General features: G+C 64.8%; 20 protein-coding genes. 12 read left to right on the top strand and 8 right to left on the bottom strand.

The features are described 5' to 3' along the window. Nucleotides 1–17 precede the first annotated feature (17 nt). Genes ACS5Q0_RS17005 through ACS5Q0_RS16995 form a run of 3 tightly spaced genes read left to right on the top strand, consistent with a single transcriptional unit; the run spans nt 18 to nt 2,489 of the window. Nucleotides 18–1,583, top strand: coding sequence for a S10 family peptidase (locus tag ACS5Q0_RS17005; RefSeq protein WP_473127839.1), 1,566 nt, complete (start codon nt 18–20; stop codon nt 1,581–1,583). Between the two features lie 3 nt (nt 1,584–1,586). Beyond that, nucleotides 1,587–1,967, top strand: coding sequence for a hypothetical protein (locus ACS5Q0_RS17000; RefSeq protein WP_473127838.1), 381 nt, complete (start codon nt 1,587–1,589; stop codon nt 1,965–1,967). A gap of 12 nt (nt 1,968–1,979) precedes the next feature. Further along, entirely contained in the window at nt 1,980–2,489 is a 510-nt protein-coding gene (locus ACS5Q0_RS16995; protein ID WP_473127837.1) for a hypothetical protein, read from the top strand. Nucleotides 2,490–2,496: 7 nt separating this feature from the next. Here ACS5Q0_RS16995 and ACS5Q0_RS16990 read toward each other — a convergent pair whose 3' ends face one another. Both ACS5Q0_RS16990 and ACS5Q0_RS16985 read right to left on the bottom strand, forming a co-directional pair. Continuing rightward, nucleotides 2,497–3,732 carry an MFS transporter gene (locus ACS5Q0_RS16990; RefSeq protein ID WP_473127836.1) on the bottom strand — a complete coding sequence of 412 codons (1,236 nt, stop codon included), beginning with the start codon at nt 3,730–3,732 and terminating at the stop codon, nt 2,497–2,499. Between the two features lie 2 nt (nt 3,733–3,734). After that, the gene (locus tag ACS5Q0_RS16985) at nt 3,735–5,612 is read right to left on the bottom strand and encodes an ABC-F family ATP-binding cassette domain-containing protein (protein ID WP_473127835.1); all 1,878 of its coding nucleotides are present in this window, start codon (nt 5,610–5,612) and stop codon (nt 3,735–3,737) included. A 124-nt stretch (nt 5,613–5,736) separates the two neighbouring features. Between ACS5Q0_RS16985 and ACS5Q0_RS16980 the strand changes: the two genes are divergently transcribed. The 3 genes from ACS5Q0_RS16980 (at nt 5,737) to ACS5Q0_RS16970 (ending at nt 8,317) form a co-directional block, all read left to right on the top strand. Further along, nucleotides 5,737–7,098, top strand: a complete 1,362-nt coding sequence (locus ACS5Q0_RS16980; RefSeq protein ID WP_473127834.1) for a nucleotide sugar dehydrogenase — start codon at nt 5,737–5,739, stop codon at nt 7,096–7,098. Nucleotides 7,099–7,173: 75 nt separating this feature from the next. After that, nucleotides 7,174–7,860 (top strand): Crp/Fnr family transcriptional regulator, encoded by a 687-nt coding sequence (locus ACS5Q0_RS16975; RefSeq protein ID WP_473127833.1) that lies wholly within the window; start codon nt 7,174–7,176, stop codon nt 7,858–7,860. Between the two features lie 100 nt (nt 7,861–7,960). Further along, complete coding sequence (locus ACS5Q0_RS16970; protein ID WP_473127832.1) at nt 7,961–8,317, top strand: VOC family protein; 357 nt, start codon at nt 7,961–7,963, stop codon at nt 8,315–8,317. A 57-nt stretch (nt 8,318–8,374) separates the two neighbouring features. On the opposite strand, the gene ACS5Q0_RS16965 is transcribed toward ACS5Q0_RS16970, so the two are convergent. Then, nucleotides 8,375–9,055 carry a TetR/AcrR family transcriptional regulator gene (locus ACS5Q0_RS16965; protein WP_473127831.1) on the bottom strand — a complete coding sequence of 227 codons (681 nt, stop codon included), beginning with the start codon at nt 9,053–9,055 and terminating at the stop codon, nt 8,375–8,377. Between the two features lie 141 nt (nt 9,056–9,196). Here ACS5Q0_RS16965 and ACS5Q0_RS16960 point away from each other — a divergent pair, with 141 nt between their 5' ends. Further along, nucleotides 9,197–10,411: an HlyD family secretion protein gene (locus ACS5Q0_RS16960; RefSeq protein ID WP_473127830.1), complete on the top strand. Its 1,215-nt coding sequence runs from the start codon at nt 9,197–9,199 to the stop codon at nt 10,409–10,411. Nucleotides 10,412–10,428: 17 nt separating this feature from the next. Beyond that, nucleotides 10,429–12,021, top strand: a complete 1,593-nt coding sequence (locus tag ACS5Q0_RS16955) for a DHA2 family efflux MFS transporter permease subunit (RefSeq protein WP_473127829.1) — start codon at nt 10,429–10,431, stop codon at nt 12,019–12,021. 194 nt (nt 12,022–12,215) lie between these two features. On the opposite strand, the gene ACS5Q0_RS16950 is transcribed toward ACS5Q0_RS16955, so the two are convergent. The 4 genes from ACS5Q0_RS16950 to ACS5Q0_RS16935 all read right to left on the bottom strand — a co-directional run bounded on the left by ACS5Q0_RS16950 (nt 12,216) and on the right by ACS5Q0_RS16935 (nt 16,281). Further along, nucleotides 12,216–12,710: a DUF2267 domain-containing protein gene (locus tag ACS5Q0_RS16950; RefSeq protein WP_473127828.1), complete on the bottom strand. Its 495-nt coding sequence runs from the start codon at nt 12,708–12,710 to the stop codon at nt 12,216–12,218. Between the two features lie 304 nt (nt 12,711–13,014). Continuing rightward, nucleotides 13,015–14,109 (bottom strand): HlyD family secretion protein, encoded by a 1,095-nt coding sequence (locus ACS5Q0_RS16945; protein ID WP_473127827.1) that lies wholly within the window; start codon nt 14,107–14,109, stop codon nt 13,015–13,017. Nucleotides 14,110–14,129: 20 nt separating this feature from the next. Next, complete coding sequence (locus ACS5Q0_RS16940; RefSeq protein WP_473127826.1) at nt 14,130–15,698, bottom strand: MFS transporter; 1,569 nt, start codon at nt 15,696–15,698, stop codon at nt 14,130–14,132. 154 nt (nt 15,699–15,852) lie between these two features. Next, nucleotides 15,853–16,281: a MarR family winged helix-turn-helix transcriptional regulator gene (locus tag ACS5Q0_RS16935; protein ID WP_473127825.1), complete on the bottom strand. Its 429-nt coding sequence runs from the start codon at nt 16,279–16,281 to the stop codon at nt 15,853–15,855. 226 nt (nt 16,282–16,507) lie between these two features. Here ACS5Q0_RS16935 and ACS5Q0_RS16930 point away from each other — a divergent pair, with 226 nt between their 5' ends. From ACS5Q0_RS16930 to ACS5Q0_RS16920, 3 genes are read left to right on the top strand one after another with little or no spacing between them, the layout of a single operon-like run. Next, the gene (locus ACS5Q0_RS16930) at nt 16,508–17,677 is read left to right on the top strand and encodes an ABC transporter ATP-binding protein (RefSeq protein WP_473127824.1); all 1,170 of its coding nucleotides are present in this window, start codon (nt 16,508–16,510) and stop codon (nt 17,675–17,677) included. A 2-nt stretch (nt 17,678–17,679) separates the two neighbouring features. Further along, on the top strand, nt 17,680–18,585 hold the full coding sequence (locus ACS5Q0_RS16925; protein ID WP_473127823.1) for an ABC transporter permease: 906 nt from the start codon (nt 17,680–17,682) through the stop codon (nt 18,583–18,585). Continuing rightward, entirely contained in the window at nt 18,582–19,382 is an 801-nt protein-coding gene (locus ACS5Q0_RS16920; RefSeq protein WP_473127822.1) for an ABC transporter permease, read from the top strand. The genes ACS5Q0_RS16925 and ACS5Q0_RS16920 overlap by 4 nt, the downstream gene beginning before the upstream one ends. A gap of 202 nt (nt 19,383–19,584) precedes the next feature. On the opposite strand, the gene ACS5Q0_RS16915 is transcribed toward ACS5Q0_RS16920, so the two are convergent. Beyond that, entirely contained in the window at nt 19,585–21,384 is a 1,800-nt protein-coding gene (locus tag ACS5Q0_RS16915) for an AsmA family protein (protein WP_473127821.1), read from the bottom strand. A 197-nt stretch (nt 21,385–21,581) separates the two neighbouring features. Between ACS5Q0_RS16915 and ACS5Q0_RS16910 the strand changes: the two genes are divergently transcribed. Continuing rightward, on the top strand, nt 21,582–21,704 hold a 123-nt coding region (locus ACS5Q0_RS16910), incomplete at its 3' end, for a CoA-transferase (protein ID WP_473126343.1).

Genomic DNA, 21,704 nt, shown 5'->3' with positions numbered 1-21,704 from the left:
CCACAAGGATGACCGCCATGCTTCGAGCCTTCCGACTGCCCGCCGCAGCCTCCCTCTGCCTGTCGCTTGCCCTGCCTCTCCCCGCGAACGCGCAGGAGCAGCAGCACCAGGCACAGCAACAGCAGCAGGGCGGGCAGCAGGAAGGGCGCAGGCCCCGGCCGGATACCCCGGCGCCGAGCCTGCCACCGGAATCGGTGACGCGTCATACCCTCGATCTTCCGGGACGGACGCTCCAGTTCACCGCCACGGCGGGACATCTGACGCTCACGGACCAGCAGGGCGCGCCGCAGGCCGAGATCGGGTTCGTGGCCTATGTGAAGGATGGCGCCGATGCCGCGACCCGGCCCGTCACCTTCGCGGTGAACGGCGGGCCGGGCGCATCCTCCGCGTATTTGCATCTTCTCGCCATCGGCCCGTGGCTTCTCCCTCTCGATGGGCCGACCATCAGCCCATCGGCCCCGACCTCCCTCGTGCCCAATGCCGAAACCTGGCTCGATTTCACGGATCTCGTCTTCATCGATCCTCCGGGCACCGGCTACAGCCGCGTGATCGGGGGCGATCAGGTGCGGGAGCGGTTCTATTCCGTGCAGGGCGACATCGACGGGCTGGCGGCGTTCGTCATGCGCTGGCTCAAGGAGAAGAACCGGCTCACCTCGCCGAAATTCTTCGCGGGCGAGAGCTATGGCGGTTTCCGTGGACCGCTTCTGGCGCAGAAGCTCCAGAGCGACCAGGGCATCGGCTTCAGCGGGTTGGTTCTCATCTCGCCGGTTCTCGATTTCGACTGGCTCGAAGGCGGTCCCGGCGCGCCATGGACGGACGCGTCGCGTTTGCCGTCGCTCGCGGCCGCCGCGCTGTCGCGAAAGGGGCCGGTTTCCCGAGAGAAACTCCGGGACGCCGAGGCTTACGCCGCGGGCGAGTACCTCACCGATCTCGTGCGCGGACTTCAGGACAAGGAAGCCGTGGAGCGCGTCAGCCGGCGAGTGGCGGAGTTGAGCGGCCTCGATCCGGAACTGGTCCGGCGTCTGGCGGGCCGCATCGACATGCGCACGATCCAGAAGGAGCTGCGGCGCGGCGCGTCGGAGATCGTCAGCGCCTATGACACGAATGTGGCCGCGGCCGACCCGAACCCGACGAGCCAGTTCCCCCGTTTCGAGGATCCGGTGCTCGATGCGATGACCGCACCCCTGTCGAGCGCCATCATTCATCATCTGACCGATACCCTGAACTACAAGGCCGAAGGGCGCTACAACCTGCTGAACGGCGCGCTCAGCGGGTCCTGGCGTTGGGGCAACGGGCGGACAGGGCCGGAAAATCTCGAGGAGCTGCGGCAGGCTCTGGCCCTCGACGGCAAGATGCGCGTGCTCGTCACGCACGGCTTCACGGATCTCGTGACGCCGTATTACGCATCGCAGCTTCTCCTCGATCAGCTCCCCGATCTCGGTCCCCAGAAGCGTGTGGCTTTGAGTGTTTACGAGGGCGGCCACATGTTCTATTCGCGACAGGCGTCGCGGCAGGCGTTCCGCACGGACGTGCAGCGACTCTTCGAAGAAGCCCTGCAGGCCAGGGCCGCCAATGGGGATTGATCGATGCGCCTGAAGGTTCTGTCATGCGCGGCACTCGCCGCCCTGGGGCTGTCCGCCTGCAACAGCACGAGTTCCGTGCCGCAGGTCGCCGCGCCTGTGGCGTCGGCTCCTGTGGCCACTGCTCCGTCGGGCCCCACCTTCGACGGGCCTCTGCTCGGTCCCGATGGACGCTGCACCGGCCCGTCCACGAGCACGGCAACCGCCATCGACCTCGGCATCAGCGAATGCGATCTCGTCCGCCTCAAGGGCAAGCCCGCGACGGATGTGCTCGTCGGCGAAAGCGGCAAGGGCCAGCGCGAGGTGCAGGTGCTCTACGCGGAGCCCGGCGGACGCGAGCTGTATTTCTTCGTGAACAACAGGCTGGATCGGATGGTGAAGCCGTAAGGCGGGCCTGTCATGCGTCTGGTCGGGATCCTGACTTTGGGCCTCATTACGCTGCCTCTTTGCGTCAATGCCGAGGAGCGTGAACTTGTGCGGCTCGATGGCCAATGGATTCATTATGCGAACGGTCGGTTTGGGACGAGATTGGACGTGCCGGCGTCCTTGTTCAGACCCGTGGACTCACGGCCTGCTAACGGCGGTGGTTGGATTTTCAGGGCACAGGACGGGGCCCAAATTCACATTTTCGGCAGCTACAGCGCCACAACGGTTACGAAGAGTTTCGCCGAGTACAAGACCTGGATAGTGAATGGCCTGCAGAAGCGTGGAACGACTATCACCTACAAGGCGCAGGGCACGGACTGGCTTGTCGCTTCCGGCATCAATGGAAGCGACATCTTTTACATGAAGATTATCGAAGGCTGCGATGCCACCCACGAAATGTGGATTACCTATCCGAGCGCTAGCAAGCGCACTTACGATCCGTTGATCGGACGCTTGGTCCGTTCGCTTCGATGCACACATTAGACGCCGCTCAAGTCGACGACGTTTTTCCGCGCAGCCGCCCGCGAAGGGGCAGCAGGCCGATCAGAGTCAGAACGGCGAAGGCCGCGCCGGTCAGGAATGTGCCCTGCGGGCCGACCTTGTCCCACAGAGCGCCTGCGATCACGCTCGCCGCCAGAAGCGCGAGGCCCGTCACGAGGTTGAACATGCCGAAGGCCGTGCCGCGCAGTTCCGGCGGCGCGCTGTCGGCGACGAGGGTCGAAAGCAATCCCTGCGTGAAGCCCATGTGAGCACCCCAGAACACCACGCCGAGGGCGATGCCACCGAGGCCGGGCGCGAAGGCGAGCACCAGATCGGCGGCAACGAGAAGGCCCAGCCCGATGATGAGGATCGTGATGCGGTCCATGCGGTCGGAGAGGGCCCCCGCCGGATAGGCGGAGAGGGCATAGACCACGTTCATGATGACGAGCACGATCGGCACCAGGGCCACCGGCACGCCGGAGGATTGCGCGCGCAGGATGAGAAAGGCCTCGCTGAAGCGCGCGAGGGTGAAGACGGTGGCGACCGCCACCACCCACCAATAGGTTGCGCCCAGCCGCACGAGTTCGGACGGGTGCAGGGGCATGCGCACTCGCCGGAGGCCCTCGGGGCGCTCAGGCTCCCGGACAGCTAACAGGATCAGGGCGAGGGAGAGGAAGGCGGGAATCACGGCGACCCAGAAGACGGTCGTGAAGTGATCGGCGGTCAGCCACATGAGGCCGATGGCCAGGAACGGGCCGATGAAGGCGCCGACCGTATCGAGGGATTGGCGCAGTCCGAAGCTCGCGCCGCGCAGATGCTCGGGGCTGATGTCGGCGATCAGCGCGTCGCGCGGCGCGCCGCGAATGCCCTTGCCGATGCGATCGACGAAGCGCGCGGTGACGAGCCAGCCCACGGACGGGGCGAGCGGAAAGATGGGCTTGGTAAAGGCGGCGAGGCCGTAGCCGAGGGCCGCGAGCAGCTTGCGCTTGCCAAGCCAGTCGCTGATGGCGCCGGAGAAGACCTTGGTGATGGAGGCCGTCGCTTCCGCGATGCCTTCGATGATGCCCACCGTCAGCGCCGACGTGCCGAGCACCGTCACGAGATAGACCGGCAGGAGCGCATGGATCATCTCGGACGAGATATCCATCAGCAGCGAGACGAAACCGAGCGCCCAGATGCCGGTAGGGATCTCTCGCCAGAGAGCTGTCCGTCCGACCTTGGATTCGGGGCTCGTTTCGTCCTGCATGATCAGGCGCTCGCTTCTTCGATCTCTCCGCTCACGCTCAGCCACTCTTCTTCCAGCGAGGCGAGCGTTTCGGCTGCCTCGGCGCGCATCTTCGAAAGCTCCGTTGCTTTCGCGGAATCCTTCAGGAAGGCCGTCCCGTCCGCAAGCGCCGCATCCACCTTGCCGATGACCTCGGTGAGCTTCGCCATGCGGGCCTCGATGGCCTCCAGCTTCTTGCGCAGAGGCGCGAGCGCCGCGCGCCTTTCTGCGGCGGCGCGACGCTCGTCGGTTTTGGATGCGGTCGGAGCCTGTGTCCTGTCAATCTGCTTCTGCGGATCGAGATCGCCCGACAGCACGAGCTGACGGTAATCGTCCATGTCGCCGTCGAAGGGCTTCACGGTGCCGTTCCCGACGATCCAGAGGCGTTCGGCGCAGGCCTCGATCAGGAAGCGGTCGTGGCTGACGAGGATCACGGCGCCGGTATAGTCGTTGATAGCTTCCATCAGCGCGGTGCGGCTGTCGATATCGAGGTGGTTGGTCGGCTCGTCGAGGATGAGAAGGTGCGGGCCGTTGAACGCGGCCAGTCCCATGAGAAGGCGCGCCTTCTCGCCGCCGGAAAGGGCGGATACGGGCGTATCGGCCTTCGCGCCGGGAAAGCCGATCTGTGCCGTGCGGGCGCGGATCTTGGCGACGGGCACGTCCGGCATGCGCTCGGCGACATGGTCGTAGGCCGTCGCCTTGGGATTGAGCTCGTCGAGCTGATGCTGGGCGAAATAGGCGACGTCCATGCGCGAGGGCGTGCGCATCCCGCCCTTCATCGGCTCCAGCCTACCGCCGATGAGCTTGCAGAAGGTGGACTTGCCGTTGCCGTTGGAGCCGAGGAGCGCGATCCGGTCGTCCGGCGAGATCGTGAGGTTCAGGCGATCGAGCACGATGCGCTCGCCGTAGCCGACCGCCCCGCTTTCTACGGTGATCAGCGGCGGTGCAGCGGGGCGCTCGGGCCCCGGCAGGTTGAAGGGCAGCACATCCTCTTCGATGATGGTGGAGACGGGTTCAAGCTTGGCGAGCCGCTTCACGCGCGACTGGGCCTGACGCGCCTTCGAGGCCTTGGCCTTGAAGCGGTCCACGAAGGCCTGGAGGTGCTTGCGCTCGGCCTCCTGCTTGGCCGCCATCTTCGCCGTCAGTTCGCGCTTCTCCGCATATTGCCTGGCAAAGGACGTATAGCCGCCGCGATAGATGGTCAGTTTGCCGCGGTCGAGATGCAGGATGTGATTGACGCAGGTATCGAGCAGCTCGCGGTCGTGGCTGATGATGAGGACCGTGTGCGGATAACGCCCCAGGTAATCGTAGAGCCAGAGCGTGCCCTCGAGGTCGAGATAGTTCGTCGGCTCGTCGAGGAGCAGAAGGTCCGGTTCGGTGAACAGCACGGCGGCGAGCGCCACGCGCATGCGCCACCCGCCTGAGAAATCCGCGCAGGGGCGCTCCTGGGCCTCCGCATCGAAGCCGAGGCCGTGAAGGATTGCGGCGGCCCGGGCGGGTGCGGAATGGGCCCCGATATCGGTGAGCCGCATCTCGATCTCGGCGCGGCGGATGCCGTCCGCCGTCTGGGCCTCGGCGAGGAGAGCAGTGCGCTCCTTGTCGGCGGCCAGCACCACGTCGATCAGGCGTTCCGGCCCGCCCGGCGCCTCCTGGGCCACCGCGCCGATGCGCATGCCCCGGGGCAGGGTGATGGTGCCGCTTTCGGTCGCCAGATCGCCCTGGATGATCTTGAACAGGGTGGTCTTGCCTGCGCCATTGCGGCCGACGAGCCCCACCTTGCTGCCCGTGGGCAGGTTGAAGGTGGCGTGGTCGAGGATCACGCGGTCGCCGATACGGTAGGTCAGGTCATTGACGTGGAGCATGTCGCCTTTTGGCCCGTGACGATGGCTCTGGCAAGGTGCCTGCGATGGGGAAAGCGAGCTTGGGCTTTTCGGCCGGGTGAATTAGGTATGAGCCTGATAGCGACTAATGGGCAATGGAGCTCCGATGCCGAGTGCCGAGACGAGAGGTGAGACGCAGGCTTCCGCACCAGAGGAGCTGCTGGAGCGGCTGCGCCGCCGCCAGGCCAGGCTGGGCATCATCGGCCTGGGCTATGTCGGCCTGCCACTCGCGCTCACCGCCGCGCGCGTCGGCTTCGAGGTGCTCGGCTTCGACATCAACCCGGCCTATGTCGCGCGCCTCAACCGCGGCGACAGCTACATCCAGCACATTCCCGCCGCCGCTGTCGCCGATGCCGTCGCCGCGGGCCGGCTTGCCGCCACCGCCGATTTCAGCCGCCTGGACGAGCCCGACGCCCTGCTCATCTGCGTGCCGACCCCGCTCACCCGCCACCGCGAGCCCGACCTGTCCTATGTCGAGGCCACCGGCCGCGCCATCGCCGCGCGGCTGCGCCCCGGCCAGCTCGTCGTGCTCGAATCGACCACCTATCCCGGCACCACCGATGAGGTGCTCAAGCCGCTCCTGGAGGCAAGCGGCCTGACCAGCGGACGCGACTTCTTCCTGGCGTTCTCGCCCGAGCGCGAGGATCCGGGCAATCCGGCGTTTGCCACCGCGGCGATCCCGAAGGTGGTGGGTGGCGACGGCCCGGCCGCGCTGGCGCTGGCGCAGGCGCTCTACGGCCAGCTCGTGGTCGCGACCGTGCCGGTGTCCTCGACGGCGGCGGCCGAGGCGGTCAAGCTGACCGAGAACATCTTCCGGGCGGTCAACATCGCACTGGTGAACGAGCTCAAGGTGGTCTACGCGGCGATGGGCATCGACGTGTGGGAGGTGATCGAGGCGGCCAAGACCAAGCCGTTCGGGTTCATGCCGTTCTACCCCGGGCCGGGCCTGGGCGGGCACTGCATTCCGGTGGATCCGTTCTACCTGACCTGGAAGGCGCGCGAATACGACATCACCACGCGCTTCATCGAGCTGGCCGGGCAGGTCAACGCGCACATGCCGTATTACGTGGTCGAGCGCCTGGCGGAAGCGGTCGACCGGAGCGGGCGGCCGCTGAGCGGCGCGCGCGTTCTGGTGCTGGGGGTGGCGTACAAGAAGAACGTGGACGACTTGCGCGAGAGCCCGTCGCTGAAGCTGATCGAGCTGATCGAGGCGCGCGGCGCACGCGTCGACTACCACGATCCCCACATTCCCCAACTCCCTACAACGCGAAAACACGGTGAGCTGGCAGGCCGCCGCTCGGTCCCGCTCACGGCCGAGACTCTGGCGTCTTACGATGCCGTCCTGATCGCCACCGACCACGACAACGTGGACTACCGCATGGTCGCCGAAAATGCGCGGCTTGTGGTCGATACACGCAATAGCCTCGCGAAGGCGGGGCTGGCGAATGACCGGACGGTCAAAGCCTGATAAGCTGGGCCTCAGGCCTGGACCGTCCGAGAATGTGACATAGTTATGTCCGGGGTTCGCTGTCGGGGAAAAAGCATGGCGCGGCTTGCCAATGTTCATCTGTTCAAGGGGCTAGATATCGATCTGGCTCCCTTCGAGGCACGTTCCAACTGGCGCCGCTTCGATCCGGACGAGGTTCTGGTCGATTTCGACGAGCTCTCCACGGATGTCTATTTTCTCCTGGCCGGTGAGGTGCGCGTTCTCATGCGCACGGCCTCGGGCAGGGAAGTCATCCTCAACGAGATGAAGCCGGGCGAGGTCTTCGGCGAGCTCGCGGCCCTCGACGGCATCAAGCGCTCGGCGAATGTGACGGCTCTCACCCGAGGCGAGGCCTGCGTGATGCCGGCATCGGTGTTCAAGGAACTGCTCTTCGCGAACCGTCCCGTCGCGGAACGGCTCTTCTGCCTCATGGCATCCCGCCTGCGCGAATTGAACGCCAAGTTCATGGAGCAGACGGTACTCGACCTGAGGCACCGGCTCTATTCGGAGCTGCTGCGCCTCTCGGTGCCGCGCGGCGACAAGGGCGTCGAACGGGTCATCACCCCGCCGCCCTTCCACCACATCGTCGCGGCCCGCATCGGTTGCCGCCGCGAGCAGATCACCCGTGAATTCTCGATGCTGACCCAAGAAGGACTGATCGAGCGGACGAGAGGGGCCCTGATCCTGCGTCAGCCCGAGGTCCTGAAAGCCCGTGTCGCCGAGGCCATGAGGGCTGATCACTAGCGCATCCTTCGCGCTGAAAACCGGGTCCACTTTTCACTGACGTGGCTCCCCGGGTCGCCAGTGCGGCCCGCTGGGCCCTACGATGCGCTAGGAGGGCAGAATGGCAGTAAAACGAATCGTTCCCAACATCGCGACGCAGCAGCCCGAGGCCGCTCGCGCTTTCTACGGTGACTTTCTAGGTCTGGAAGTCGTTATGGACCATGGCTGGCTTGTGACCTTCGCCATGCCGCAGCTTCAGGCCTTGCCACAGGTCGGCATTGCGAGCCAAGGAGGCTCCGGCACTCCCGTCCCCGATCTTTCGATCGAGGTGGACGATCTCGACGAGATGCTCGAGCGCGCTGAGGCAGCGGGGCTGGCGATCGAATACGGACCGCGAGAGGAACCCTGGGGCGTCAGGCGCTTCTTCGTCCGTGACCCGTTCGGCCGGCTCGTCAACATCCTTATCCATATGCACTGAGTGGAGCCACGTCGCTTCGAGTGGATCTGGACCTGGAGCTGACGTCCCGTGTGGGAATCAGCTCTTTCCTGCGTCCGGTCCATAGGCGGCGAAGAACACGCGCACGGCGTTCTCCACATTCTTTCTGATCTCGTCCTGCGTCGGCGGGCCGCTGACGGCAAAGAGCAGGCGGCGCAGGATTCCCGAAACGCAAAGGTCGAGGAAATGCTGCGCGGCGATGCCGGTGTCGTCAATCGACAGGCGTTCGGCTTGAACCTGACGGTCGAAATAGGCCGCGAGGCGGGCGGCGCCCTGGCAGGGGCCGGCTTCATAGAAGGCTTGGCCCAGGGCAGGAAACTTGTCGGCGGCCCCGATGATCATTCGGATGGAGGAAATATGCTCCGGCTTGCCGACGAGGCTCAGGTAGGTATGGCCGAGCCGCGTCAGCACGGAACGCACGTCCGGATCGTCGGCATCAAGCTTGAAGAGAACCTCGGCCAAGCCCTGCTTTTCTTCCGTCGTCAGGGCGGCGAACAGGCTCTCCTTGCTGTCGAAGTACACATAGAGCGTGCCCTTGGAAACGCCGGCCGCCTTCGCGATTTCGCCCATGCTGGCGCCGTCGAAGCCGCTGGCCAGGAAAACCCGGCGCGCACCCTCCAAAATCTGGCGACGCTTGGCACTCTCCGGCCCTTCCTCCGTTGATGCGGAGAGGCTGGGTACGGCTGCTTCGGCGCGAGCGATGTCTTTAAGGTCGCTCATGTGCGTTTTGTCACCTCCCGGCTATTGACCGAACGGTTCGGTCAAATCATATGTGATCCACTTAGTCATTATAGTTCAATGCCGCAAGAACGGATCGAAACTTTCGGTCGGGGCGGTTCGCGTTGTCGGAAAGAGGGTTCGATGGCTTATCGGGACGAATTCGAGAAGGGCGGACAGGGCATGTCCGAGCCCGTCGTGGATCGACAGCCCGCCCAAGCTCAGAAAGCGGAACAGGCGGCCGAGACGGGGCAGGGCGCCCCGGACCGGAACGCGGCTGCGCCCGCCAGGGCCAAATCCCGCAAGAAGCCGGTGATCGTCGCCATTCTGCTGGGCGCCCTGGCGTTCGGCGGCTACGAAGGCCATCACTGGTGGACGGACGGCCGCTTCATGGTTTCAACCGATGACGCCTACGTCCAGGCCGACATCACGATCCTCTCGGCCAAGGTTTCCGGCTACGTTTCCTCGGTGGCGGTCACCAACAACCAGAGTGTCAAGGCGGGCGATCTGATCGCCAAGATCGACGACGGGGATTACCGCTTTGCCCTGCAAGGGGCCAAGGACAAGCTCGCCACCCAGGAGAGCGCCATCGAGCGCATCGGCCGTCAGATCGAGGCGGGCCGCGCCTCCGTGGCCCAGGCCGAGGCGCAGATCGCGGCAGCCCAGGCCCAGTTCGAGCGGGCCGAGAGCGACTATGCGCGCCAGCAGCAGCTCGCCCGGTCCGACTATACCAGCCGCGCTTCGCTCGAGAACGCCAAGGCTGCCCGGGACAGCGCCCAGGCGAATGTCCAGAGCGCGCAGGCGGCCCTCGCTGCCGCCAAGGCGAATGTCGATGTCCTCGGAGCACAGCAGAACGAGGCCCGACGCGTCGCGGCAGAGCTGCAGACCTCGGTCGACAAGGCGGAGCGCGATCTGTCCTTCACGGAAATCCGCGCGCCGGCCGATGGCGTGATCGGCAACAAGGCCGTGGAGGTCGGGACCTTCGTGCAGCCGGGTGCACGCCTGGCCGCCCTTGTTCCGCTGAGCAGCGTCCATGTGGATGCCAATTTCAAGGAAACGCAGCTCGCTTATCTCCAGCCGGGCCAGAAGGTGAAGATCGAGGTCGATGCCTTCCCCGATGCGGACATCGTGGGCACTGTGGAGAGCGTCTCGCCGGCCTCCGGCGCCGTGTTCAGCCTGCTGCCGCCCGAGAACGCTACCGGCAACTTCACCAAGATCGTCCAGCGCGTGCCCGTGCGTGTGGCCGTGAGCCCCGAGGTCGCTCAGCAGGGCTTGCTGCGCCCCGGTCTCTCCGTCGTCGTCGATGTCGATACGCGGACCTCGGCTGAGCCGCAGAAGACGGCCAGCGCCAACCGGTAAGACCAGAGCAGGACGACATGGCCGCTTCCGCTGCCGTCACAAGCATGAAGGCCGGCGCGCCGGCCGCAAGGCCCGCACCGGTGAGCGCGCGCAGGACCTTTGCGTTCTTCTGCATGGTCTTCGGCATGTTCATGGCGATCCTGGACATCCAGATCGTGTCGGCTTCGCTGTCCGAGATCCAGGCGGGCCTGTCCGCATCCTCCGACGAAATCTCCTGGGTCCAGACGAGCTATCTGATCGCGGAAGTGATCATGATCCCGCTGTCGGGCACGCTCTCGCGGGTGCTCTCCACACGTTGGATGTTCGTCATCTCGGCGGGCGGTTTCACGATCATGAGCTTCCTGTGCGCGACCGCCACCAATATCGACCAGATGATCATCTACCGCGCGCTGCAGGGGTTCATCGGCGGCGGAATGATCCCGACCGTGTTCGCATCGGCGTTCACGGTCTTCCCGCCGGAGAAGCGGCCCGTGATCTCCCCGATCATCGGCCTCGTGGCGACGCTTGCGCCCACCATCGGACCGACGCTGGGCGGCTATCTGACGGACCTGTTCTCGTGGCACTGGCTGTTCCTCGTGAACATCGTGCCGGGCATCCTGGTCACGATCTCCACCTACCTTCTGGTCGATTTCGACGAGCCCAATCTCGAGCTCTTCAAGAGCTTCGACTGGGCCGGCCTCGGCTTCATGGCGGCGTTTCTCGGCAGCCTCGAATACGTGCTCGAAGAGGGGCCGACCAACGACTGGTTCCAGGACGAGGCGGTGCTGATCCTCACTATCGTCTGCGTCGTTGGAGCGGTGGGCTTCTTCTATCGGGCCTTCACGGCCAAGCACCCAATCGTGGATCTGCGCGCCTTCGCCGACCGCAACTTCCTGGCGGGCTCATCCTTCAGCTTCGTCATGGGCATCGGTCTCTACGGCCTGACCTATCTCTACCCGGTTTATCTCGGCCGCGTGCGGGGCTATTCCTCCCTGCAGATCGGCGAGACCATGTTCGTGTCGGGCGCGACCATGTTCTTCATGGCGCCTGTCGCGGGCATCCTGTCGCGCAAGATGGACCCTCGCGTCATGATGGGCATCGGCTTCGCGGCCTTCGCCTTCGGCACGTGGATGATGAGCGGGCTCACCAAGGACTGGGATTTCTGGGAGCTTTTCCTGCCCCAGATCTTCCGTGGCGTGGGCCTCATGATCTGCATGGTGCCCATCAACAACATCGCGCTCGGCACGCTGCCGCCGGAGCGCATCAAGAATGCTTCGGGTCTCTACAATCTCACCCGTAATCTGGGTGGCGCGGTCGGTCTCGCGCTCATCAACACGGTTCTCAACGACCGGCTGGATCTTCATCTCCAGCGGCTGCGCGAGAGCGTGAACTGGGGCCGCTCGACGGCGGTCGAGACGCTGAATTCCATGACCCTGAAGTTTCAGTCCCTCGGCACCGATGCCGGCACGGCGGCGATCAAGAACCTGTCCAACATGGTCCGGCGCGAGGCCATGGTCATGTCTTTCGCGGATGTGTTCCTGCTGCTGACCGTGCTGTTCTTAGGCTTGATCTTCGCCTTGCCCTTCATCAAGAAGCCGCGCGCGGCTCCCGCCGGAGCCGGGGGGCATTAGAGCATCGGACCCAAAAGTGGACTTGCACTTTTGGGACCCATCCGATGCTTTCTCCTGAGACTCATGGTCCGAGTTTACGCCCGTCGTTAGGTCGCCGTTCCATGAATCATGGGCGCGCCATGAGGGAACCTCCCGAGGCGGGAGGGATGGCTACGGGACACCACGATCTCGCTGCCGTGACGGCGTCCGTCGGCTCACGCTTCGCGGGAGAGACGGGCTTCGTCGACCTCGATCTCGACACGGGTCCGGTCGCTGAGCGCGTCTCTCTCGGGCCAGATCGCCCGAACATCCTCCGGCAATGCGTGCCGCACCTTCTCCACCTGTCCCTCGGGGAGATGCCGCGTCAGGACGGTGAAGACGGCGCGGCACGCATCCTCCGGATCGACAGGGCGGGTGGAGCTCAAGTCTTCGCCGACGCGCCGGAGAAAGTCGCCCAGCGAGCGGTAGCGTGCCGGGGCCGCCGCAGGCTGCCAGCGGTCATAGAGCAATCCGCGCACGAGAAGGGGCAGCTCCGCGCCGAGATGGGCTGTGAGTTCCAAGGGAATCCGGTCGCGCAGCGCCCGCAGAACGGAGCCCAGAACATGCCAGGCGACGTGCCGGTCGGTGCCGAGCGGCTCCATGATTTCGTTGAGCCAGGTATTCGTCGTGTGAAGGGTTTTATCGAAAACGTCGAGACCGGTTGCACTCATGGTGAACCTCCATGTCGCAATCGCCGGCAGATCCGTGCGGCTGCCGGCGTCAACCCGTGCGAGGCCTAAGTTTCCGCGCTGGAGTTGGAGTTCTGCGTTTCGGCGGAGGGGACCGGACCCTTGGAGCGCTTCAAGCCGCCGCTGACGGTTGGGCTTTGCTTTATGTCGGGCATCTGGAAACTCCTTCTGCCGATGATCCCGCAACGGCGCAGTCAATCGGTTGTTCCAGCGTGACCGCTTGAAAGGAGTCGGAGCGCAGCCCGACACGTTGCTTCGCGTCAGGGACTGCCTTCGTCCATCGCCGTCACCGCTCCGCGGCCTGGGCCTGCGGAGTGGCTCCGGTCGCGTGTACATCCGCGGTTGCGGTCGAGGTATCGGCGCTCACGATCACCGACATGCCGGGTGCGAGGCGCTCAGCGAGGGGCTGGTCCGGATCGATGGCGATGCGCACGGGCACGCGCTGGGCGACCTTCGTGAAGTTGCCGGTGGCGTTGTCGGCCCTGAGCACGCTGAATTCCGAGCCGGCCGCCGGGGAGAAGCGCTCGATATGTCCGGTGAGCTCGGCATGCTGGAGAGCGTCCACGGTGAAGGTGACGGGCTGGCCGACCTTCATTCCGGCAAGCTGCGTTTCCTTGAAGTTGGCGATGACCCAGATCTTCTCCGGCACGAGCGCCATGAGCTGCGTGCCGGCCGCCACGTACTGGCCCACGCGCGCGCCGACCTCGCCGAGACGGCCGTCCTGCGGCGCGACGATGCGGGTGTTCTGAAGGTCGATCTCGGCCAGGTGAACCGCGGCCTCGGCGCTCTGCACGGCCGCTTCGAGCGATTGGCGATTGACGAGGGTCGAGGTTAGATCCTGGCGCGCGACTTCCTGCGCGGCCTCGGCCTGATGCAGGGCCGCCGTCGCCTGATCGAGAGAGGCGCGCGCCTGATCGGCCTGGCTCTGGGTCGTCACGCCGCGCTCCAGCAGAGGCTCGATGCGCTTCCAGTTCGCCTCCGCGGCCGTCAGGGCCGCCCGCGCGCTGTCGACCTGCGCTTCGCTCGACGCGATGCGGGCTTCATCCGACCGGCGCTTCTGTTCCGAATTGGCGAGAGCCGCCTGTTGGCTGGAAAGCGTCGCTTTCGCCTGCTGCAGCTTCTGCTCGAAGATCCGGTCGTCGATCTTCACCAGCACCTGTCCGGCTTTCACGTGCTGGAAATCCTGCACGGGGACTTCCGCTAGATAGCCTGCGAGCTGCGGACTGATGATCGTGACCTGTCCGCGCACATAGGCATTCTCGGTGGTCTGCACCGTGCTCGTGAACGGCGGCAGGCGCCAGGCATAGAGAACCAGAACGACCCCGGCGAGGCCGAGGAGCAGAGCGGCGATGGAAACGGCGGATCGGAAGAGTTTCAACATGTGGGTCAATCGGATGGTCGTTAACCGGCGGAGGGTTGAGGAGCAGGGGAAAGCCGCCTGCCGATGGCGATGACTGCGAGGTGAATCGTCAGCATCGCCAGGGCGACGCCTGACAGGATGGAAATCACGAGGAAGGCATCGTTGTAGGCCAGGACATAAGCCTCCTTCGTCGCCTGCTGGCTGAGCAGCGCCAGGCCTTCGGCATTCAGAAGTGACTTGTCCGTCAGGACGCGGCCATACGCGCCGGACAGCTGGCTGATGCGCTGGGCGACGACAGGATTCGTGAGCGTGATGTGCTCCACCAGGGCGGCCGAGTGAAACTTCTCACGCCACGTGACGAAGGTGCCGAGCACCGCCGATCCGAGCGCGCCGCCGAGGCTTTGGGTCGCCAGAAAGACGACGATGAAGCTGAGAATGTAGTTCGGCCCCTTCTGCAGCGCCGACACCATGCCGGCCGCCATGGCGGGAGGGAGAAAGAGCGTGCCGGCCGTCGCGATGAGCGCCTGGCTGACATACATCTCCGCCGGCCGGGTCAGGTTGGTGGCTTGGCTGTCCATATAGGCGCCGACGGTCAGGCAGCAGAGGGCGACCATGTGGAACAGGGGCTCGCGCCCCGTCTTGAGGAACGCGGCGCAGGCCACGCCGCCGGCCATGCTGCCGGCCAGGATGACCCAGGCGAGGGTGCTCAGCTGCTCGTTCTGCAACCCCAACGCCTGGAAGAAGGCATAGGCGCCGCTGGTCTGCTCTGAGAGCGCGAACCGGAACAGCAGGAGGACGCCCGCGAAGTGAAGCGTCTGCTTGCTGGTGAGCCAACGGATGTCGAGGAACGGGCTTTCGCGGTTGAGCTCGATGAGAACGGCCACGGTCAGGGCAGCGATCGCGCACGCGAACATGACGCCGAGCCACGGAACCTCGAACCACCAGTAGAACCGGCCGACGGTCAGGCCCATGGCCGTCAGGCCGAAACCCAGGGCGAGGAAGATGTAGCTCACGACGTCGAGCCAATGCAGCACCTTGGCGCGGGGAGGAGCCGTCAGCGGCAGCGTATACACCCCGGCAAAGGCCATCATGGCCAATCCGGCCTCGAGCAGATAAAGGCCGTGCCATTGGCCGATGTCCAGCAGGCTCGGCGCGATCAGACGGGCGATCGGCGCGCCGAGAGTCGTGTTCGTCAGCGCGAGGCTCAGCCCGAGGCTGAGCTTCTTCGCCTGAGGCAGGGGCTCCAGCATGTAGAAGAAGGCGAGCGACGACATGGGCGAGGCGACGATGCCGCTGAAGAAACGGACGATCAGCGCCGATTGCATGTCGCTGACGAAAAGATGCATCGCCGCGACGAGCACGAAGCCCAGGATCCCGAGCTCGGCGAACCGGCGCAATCCGTACTGGTTCCTGACCTTGATGAGAATGACGGAGAGGCTGACATTCGGCGCCAGATAGGCAGCGACCAGCCACATGGACTCATTCGTCGTCGCGCCGAGGCTGCCCTGGATCTGAGGCAGGTTTGCCGTGATCAGGTTCATGCCTAGGCCCTGGGTCAGGGACAGGAGCACCGAGGTGAGAAAGTAAAGGGCTGCGCGGTGCGCAGGCATGGGAGCAGGCGCCGCCGGAGGGGAGGGCGACGCCTGCGGCTCCTGACGCTCGGAAGGTTCCGGCGGGGGCACAGCCTCGGAATCCTCGACTTCAGGCAACGAAGGTTCAAATCTGCGATTGCTGGGAACCGCTGTCATAGGAAACGCACCACCGTCAGCTTGCGGCTTCGATGTTCCGAGCCATGGCATGGAAAACGCGGATGGCCGCCTTGAGGTCGGCATCGCTGACATCCTTCAGCACGTCGCTGCGGAAGTCCTTGACGAGATTGTTGACGTGAGCGGCCTGCTCCTGGCCTGCCGCGGTCAGGGCGACCTGCTTGGCCCGCCGGTCTCCGTCGACGGGCTGTCGCTCGATCAGGCCTTGCTTCTCCAGTCCGTCGAGGAGGGGCACCAGCGTGGGCCCCTCGATCTCGAGAGCATCCGCAAGCTCAGTCTGGTTCATGCAGTCCTTCTTGCCGAGGAACATCAGCGTGCGGGCGCGGGGCAGGGTCAGTCCCTCGGCGCGGACGCGCGCGTCGAACAGGGTCCGCATCTTCCGGCTGACCTTCCACAGTTCCTCGGAGAACGTCATCTTTGCCGTCATGGTCGCGCTTCGTTAGGGCTCATATTGATAGGGTGCTAATAATATGGGTACTTTATAAGCCCTCGGCCGCCGCATTTCAAGCTCCCAGATGCGGGTTCGCAGGCTGTTCCGTGCCGCCCGACTCCCGTCCCGATGGTGAAAATCCGGTTTTTAAGTTGTTGTTCTTGCGCGCCGAACATCATAGCTTGCGCGGATCTTTCCAACCAAAGGTCGAAGTATAAACATCTTGCCTCCTCCAGTCCGCCAATCCGCTTCCGTCGGCGCCGTGCGCCGCACCTTCGCTCCCTGGGCCGATCCCGATGCCAAGCCGCTGATCCGCTTCGAGAACGTGACGAAGCGCTTCGGCGACGCCGTGGCGGTGGATCACCTGACGCTGAATATCTTCGAGGGCGAGTTCTTCTGCCTCCTCGGCCCCTCCGGATGCGGCAAGACGACCCTCATGCGGATGCTCGCCGGATTCGAGTTTCCGACCGAGGGCGTCATCACCCTGGCGGGTCAGAGCCTGGAAGGCGTGCCGCCCTATCGCCGTCCCGTGAACATGATGTTCCAGTCCTACGCGCTCTTCCCGCATATGAGCGTGGAGAAGAACATCGCCTTCGGCCTGAAGCAGGACGGATTGCCCAAATCCGAGATTTCCGACCGCGTGGGCGAGATGCTGCGCCTCGTGCAGCTCGAGAAGCTCGCCAAGCGCTACCCGAGCCAGCTCTCCGGTGGCCAGCGCCAGCGCGTCGCGCTCGCCCGCGCGCTCGCGAAAAGGCCGAAGGTTCTCCTGCTCGACGAGCCGCTCGGCGCCCTGGACAAGAAGCTGCGCGAGGAGACCCAGTTCGAGCTGATGGACATTCAGCACGAACTCGGCATGACCTTCGTGGTGGTGACGCATGACCAGGAGGAGGCGATGACCATGGCCGACCGCATCGCGGTCATGGATCATGGCCGCATCGTTCAGGTGGCGACGCCCGGCGAAATCTATGAGCAGCCCAAGACGCGCTTCATCGCGGAATTCGTCGGCGACGTGAACATCCTGGAAGGGCATGTGCAGGGGCAGGAGAATGGCCTCTGGCGCGTGAAGACCGCGTCTGCGGACACGCCGCTCACCATCGACGATCCCGACGAGGTGCTGCATTCTGGCCAGGCGGTCGCCATTGCCGTGCGGCCCGAGAAGATGGTCGTCCAGCGTGAGAAGCCGGGCCCCGGGGCCATGAATGTGCTCACCGGCGAAATTTGGGACATCGGCTATCTCGGCGACTGGACCGTCTACCGGATCCGGCTCGCGACCGGCGAAATCCTGCGCGTCTCGTGCGCGAACGTATCCCGCTTCGTGGAGAACCCCATCGATTGGGACGAGCAGGTCTATGTCACGTTCGCGCCCGCCGCGGCGGTCATTCTGGCGGAATAGCCATGAACGAGCGTTCCTTCACCAAAAGGCTCACCGCTGGGCTAGTGCCCGCCGTGCCGTATCTTTGGCTCGGCGTGTTCTTCCTCGTACCCTTCCTGACGGTGCTCAAGATCAGCCTGTCGGATCCGGCCGTCGCCCAGCCGCCCTACAGACCCGTTTTCGAGTGGAGCGACATCGCAGGCTTCTTCAGCGCGCTCGATCTCGAAAACTTCGAGATGCTGACGCAGGACGATCTCTATTTCCGGGCTACGCTCTCGTCGGTGCGCATCGCCGCGATCTCGACGGCGCTGCTGCTGCTCGTGGGCTTTCCCATCGCCTATGGCATGGCGCGGGCTCCCGAGCGGCATCGTTCGCTGCTGGTCGCCCTCGTCATTCTGCCGTTCTGGACGAGCTTCCTGATCCGCATCTATGCCTGGATCGCGATTCTGAAGCCTGAAGGATTGCTCACGCAGGCGCTCATGGGCGTCGGAATCGTCTCCGAACCCGTCGAGATCCTCAATACGGAATGGGCGGTCTATATCGGCATCGTCTATGCCTATCTGCCCTTCATGGTGCTGCCGCTCTACGCCACCCTGGAAAAGATGGACGACACGCTGCTGGAGGCGGCTCTCGACCTCGGCTCGCCCCCGTGGCGCTCCTTCTGGACGATCACGGTGCCGCTCGCGATGCCGGGCATCATCGCAGGGTCTCTTCTCTGCTTCATCCCGGCGGTAGGCGAGTTCGTGATCCCCGATCTGCTCGGCGGCTCGGAAACGCTCATGATCGGACGTCAGCTCTGGAGCGAGTTCTTCTCGAACCGCGACTGGCCGCTGGCCTCTTCCGTCGCCATCCTGCTCCTCATCATCCTCGTCGTGCCCATCGTGATCTATCGCGACGTCGAGGCGCGACGCATGGAGGCGCGGCCATGACCCGCCGCCTGAGTGTCTTCAACGTCACGTCCCTGGTTCTGGGCTTCGCGTTCCTCTACCTGCCGATCCTGCTGCTCGTCATCTATTCCTTCAACGGGTCGCGGCTCGTCACCGTGTGGGGCGGCTTCTCCACCCATTGGTATGGAGCGCTGTTCCGCAACGAGGCCCTCATGGAAGCGGCCTGGGTCACACTCCGGATCGCGCTGCTGTCCGCCAGCATCGCGACGGTGCTCGGCACGCTCGCTGCGCTCGCGCTGACGCGATACGGGCGCTTTCCGGGGCGAACGCTGTTCACGGGGATGATCTACGCGCCGATGGTCATGCCGGAGGTCATCACCGGCCTGTCGCTGCTGCTCTTCTTCGTGGCCATCGATCTCGACCGCGGCTTCTGGACGGTTACGCTCGCCCATACCACGCTCACCATGTGCTTCGTCACGGTCGTGGTTCAGGCGCGCCTGACGACCTTCGACCGCTCGCTGGAAGAAGCCGCGATGGATCTCGGCGCGCCTCCGCTGCGCACGTTCTTTTCCGTGACGCTGCCGCTGATCGCTCCGTCCATCGTGGCGGGGTTCCTGCTCGCCTTCACCCTGTCGCTCGACGACCTCGTGGTCGCGAGCTTCAACACGGGGCCGGGCGCGACGACGCTGCCGATCAAGATCTACAGCCAAGTCCGTCTCGGTCTCTCTCCGGAGATCAACGCAGCCTCGACGATTCTGATCGGTCTTGTGACGCTCGGCGTGATCTCGGCGACTCTGATCAGCAAGCGCTCGGCGTTGCGCTCCCAGCGCGACGCTTAGCGCATCATACAGTCCCAGAGGGCCGCGCTAGCGGCCCGAAGGGCTCCGTCAGCGAAAAGTGGCCGCCGTTCCCGGTTCGAACAATGCTTAGCGCATCGTGCGAAAAAGTGGACCCGGTTTTCCGCATGAACGATGCGCTGATCTAAAGAGTGGAGCATCGGATAAATCCCAAAAGTGCAAGTCCACTTTTGGGTCCGATGCTCTAGTGTGCACTTGCCTCCGGCGTCGGTTTGCCGGTGGGCAGGCGCGCCGGGAGCAGGGGCTTCGCGGCGCCGGATTTCTCGATGAGGGACCGGGCGTCGGGCATGACGGTGATGTCGTCCCATCCACCGTCGATATCGAACGCGATAGCGGATGATGGGGAGGCGGTGGATGACACCTCCGCCTTCAGATTGAGCGTGCGGTCCACGATCAGCACCTCGCCCTTGAGTTCCACCGTCAGGTCGGCGGATGTGAGCTTTCCTTCCGTCACCTCACCGACGCCGTCCTGAACGACGATCTGCGCCTGGGCTTCCTGGAACGGGGTCCGGCCGCCTTTCCAGTTGAGCGAGGCGAGGAGGGGGTGCTTTTCCACGCGCTTCAGGGCATCGCCCAGGGCGATGCCGACGAGTTCGCCCTCGCGTACGGTGATCGTGCTGCGCCCCTGGGCCTGCCGGACCACTTCGACCGTGTTCTTGCCCCTGCCTTCGAAGACGAACTGCCCTTTGGCCTGTCCGGTGATCCAGCGCGGCTCTCCGATGCTGCTCAGGAAAGGCGCAATCTCGATTCCGGTGAAGGTGCCCTGGCTCTTGAACTCGGTGGCTCCATTGACGGAGGCGAGCGAAAGGCGGCCCTTCAGGCTGCCGTCATGAAAGCCGGCGCGGCTGATCGACGCCTCGATTTCTCCAGGGCGGACGAGAACGCTGGCGGCCATGTCCTCGACCCGCAGCTTTCCCAGGTGTGCGGACGACGCGGACAGACGCAGATCGAGATCGCTGCCGGTCACATGGGCGAGATCGAGGGGATCCTTGCTCCAGCTGCCGGACGAGGTGCGGGCCTGCGCGAAGGGCGCGAAGAGGTCGGTCAGGTCGAGGTCGTCCGCCGCGAGCGTCCCCGTGATCACGGGCTGCTTCGTGTCGAGGCGAACCGCCATTGTGCCTTCCAGCTTGTCTTCGCCGAGCGTCACCGTCGCGGAAGGCCAGGACAGGCGCCGGCGGTCGAAGGAGAAGTCTCCCTTGACGGAAAACGCCTTGATGAGGGGGCCGAAGGGCAGTTTCATGCCGCTCCAGCGGACGAAGTCCCGCACGGACCGGGCCTCGATGGCCCCTTCGCCGGTCATGCCCGGATTGACGCCGAGCTGAGCGTCGCCCTGCAGGTTCAGGCGGGCGGACGGGCCGGTCATGGCCAGCCTGATCGGACTGATCCCACCGGAGGCGAGGCGATCGGGATGGATGGAGGCTTCCGTCAGAAACACCCGTTCGCCGCGCCACATGGCGTTTCCGTAGGCGGTCAGCGGCTCGTTCTCGCCGGTCCAGCGGATCACGAGTTCCCCTACGTCAAGATCTGCGTTCTTCAGATCGGTCCACTGGATCGTGGTTCGATTGAGGATCAGACGCCGGGCATGAAGCGCGCGGGAGCGGCTCTTGAACGCCTCACCCCAATTCAATCCCTGAATCGCCTGGGCGGAGGCCGTGATCCGGCTGTCGCTCAGGTCGAAGTCGGAGAGCTCGACCCGCCCGAACAGGAGCGGGAATATCCGGATCTCGCCGCGCAGGGTTCCGCCTTCGGCCCTGAGCGCCCGGTCCGGGAAGTACAGCGTCACGTCCTCGAACTTGACCCGGGGGATCGGCAGAACGGCGAAGGTGCTGCGGCCTTTGACCGTCAGATCCAGCCCGTAGCGCTCCCGCATATGATTGGAGAGAGCGGACGACAGCCCGTTCTCCCTCAGGGTCCAGGGAGCAGCTGCTGCTCCGACGAGGGCAACGGCGAACAGCGCGATTAGGAGGGTGACGCGGCGGGACATAGCTTTACAGTGTTAAACCTTGTGCTCCGCCCCGCAAGGGATGAAAAATATGCCTTCTGTGGGCAGCAGGGCGAATAAGCAATTGATCTCATATATCCATAGGACGGGATTGTCTAAATTGAGGCTAGGTTGCACCGTGTCGGCTTATATCGTTTCAAAGAATTGAGGGGATGGGATATGTCCGGGAGGAAGCGTTCATGAACAAAGTTTACAGCGACGCGGGTTCGGCGCTGGCGGGACTGGTGAAGGACGGGATGACGATCATGGCCGGGGGCTTTGGCCTGTGCGGCATTCCCGAAACCCTGATCGAGGCGATCCGC

The sequence above is a fragment of the Microvirga sp. HS2 genome (assembly GCF_055792805.1).
This window is presented reverse-complemented; position numbering and strand designations above follow the sequence as displayed.

Excerpts from the sequence above, each read along its gene's own strand:
- ACS5Q0_RS17005 (WP_473127839.1), top strand. The coding sequence starts at position 18 with ATGCTTCGAGCCTTCCGACTGCCCGCCGCAGCCTCCCTCTGCCTGTCG.
- ACS5Q0_RS17000 (WP_473127838.1), top strand. The coding sequence starts at position 1,587 with ATGCGCCTGAAGGTTCTGTCATGCGCGGCACTCGCCGCCCTGGGGCTG.
- ACS5Q0_RS16995 (WP_473127837.1), top strand. The coding sequence starts at position 1,980 with ATGCGTCTGGTCGGGATCCTGACTTTGGGCCTCATTACGCTGCCTCTT.
- ACS5Q0_RS16990 (WP_473127836.1), bottom strand. The coding sequence starts at position 3,732 with ATGCAGGACGAAACGAGCCCCGAATCCAAGGTCGGACGGACAGCTCTC.
- ACS5Q0_RS16985 (WP_473127835.1), bottom strand. The coding sequence starts at position 5,612 with ATGCTCCACGTCAATGACCTGACCTACCGTATCGGCGACCGCGTGATC.
- ACS5Q0_RS16980 (WP_473127834.1), top strand. The coding sequence starts at position 5,737 with ATGCCGAGTGCCGAGACGAGAGGTGAGACGCAGGCTTCCGCACCAGAG.
- ACS5Q0_RS16975 (WP_473127833.1), top strand. The coding sequence starts at position 7,174 with ATGGCGCGGCTTGCCAATGTTCATCTGTTCAAGGGGCTAGATATCGAT.
- ACS5Q0_RS16970 (WP_473127832.1), top strand. The coding sequence starts at position 7,961 with ATGGCAGTAAAACGAATCGTTCCCAACATCGCGACGCAGCAGCCCGAG.
- ACS5Q0_RS16965 (WP_473127831.1), bottom strand. The coding sequence starts at position 9,055 with ATGAGCGACCTTAAAGACATCGCTCGCGCCGAAGCAGCCGTACCCAGC.
- ACS5Q0_RS16960 (WP_473127830.1), top strand. The coding sequence starts at position 9,197 with ATGGCTTATCGGGACGAATTCGAGAAGGGCGGACAGGGCATGTCCGAG.
- ACS5Q0_RS16955 (WP_473127829.1), top strand. The coding sequence starts at position 10,429 with ATGGCCGCTTCCGCTGCCGTCACAAGCATGAAGGCCGGCGCGCCGGCC.
- ACS5Q0_RS16950 (WP_473127828.1), bottom strand. The coding sequence starts at position 12,710 with ATGAGTGCAACCGGTCTCGACGTTTTCGATAAAACCCTTCACACGACG.
- ACS5Q0_RS16945 (WP_473127827.1), bottom strand. The coding sequence starts at position 14,109 with ATGTTGAAACTCTTCCGATCCGCCGTTTCCATCGCCGCTCTGCTCCTC.
- ACS5Q0_RS16940 (WP_473127826.1), bottom strand. The coding sequence starts at position 15,698 with ATGCCTGCGCACCGCGCAGCCCTTTACTTTCTCACCTCGGTGCTCCTG.
- ACS5Q0_RS16935 (WP_473127825.1), bottom strand. The coding sequence starts at position 16,281 with ATGACGGCAAAGATGACGTTCTCCGAGGAACTGTGGAAGGTCAGCCGG.
- ACS5Q0_RS16925 (WP_473127823.1), top strand. The coding sequence starts at position 17,680 with ATGAACGAGCGTTCCTTCACCAAAAGGCTCACCGCTGGGCTAGTGCCC.
- ACS5Q0_RS16920 (WP_473127822.1), top strand. The coding sequence starts at position 18,582 with ATGACCCGCCGCCTGAGTGTCTTCAACGTCACGTCCCTGGTTCTGGGC.
- ACS5Q0_RS16915 (WP_473127821.1), bottom strand. The coding sequence starts at position 21,384 with ATGTCCCGCCGCGTCACCCTCCTAATCGCGCTGTTCGCCGTTGCCCTC.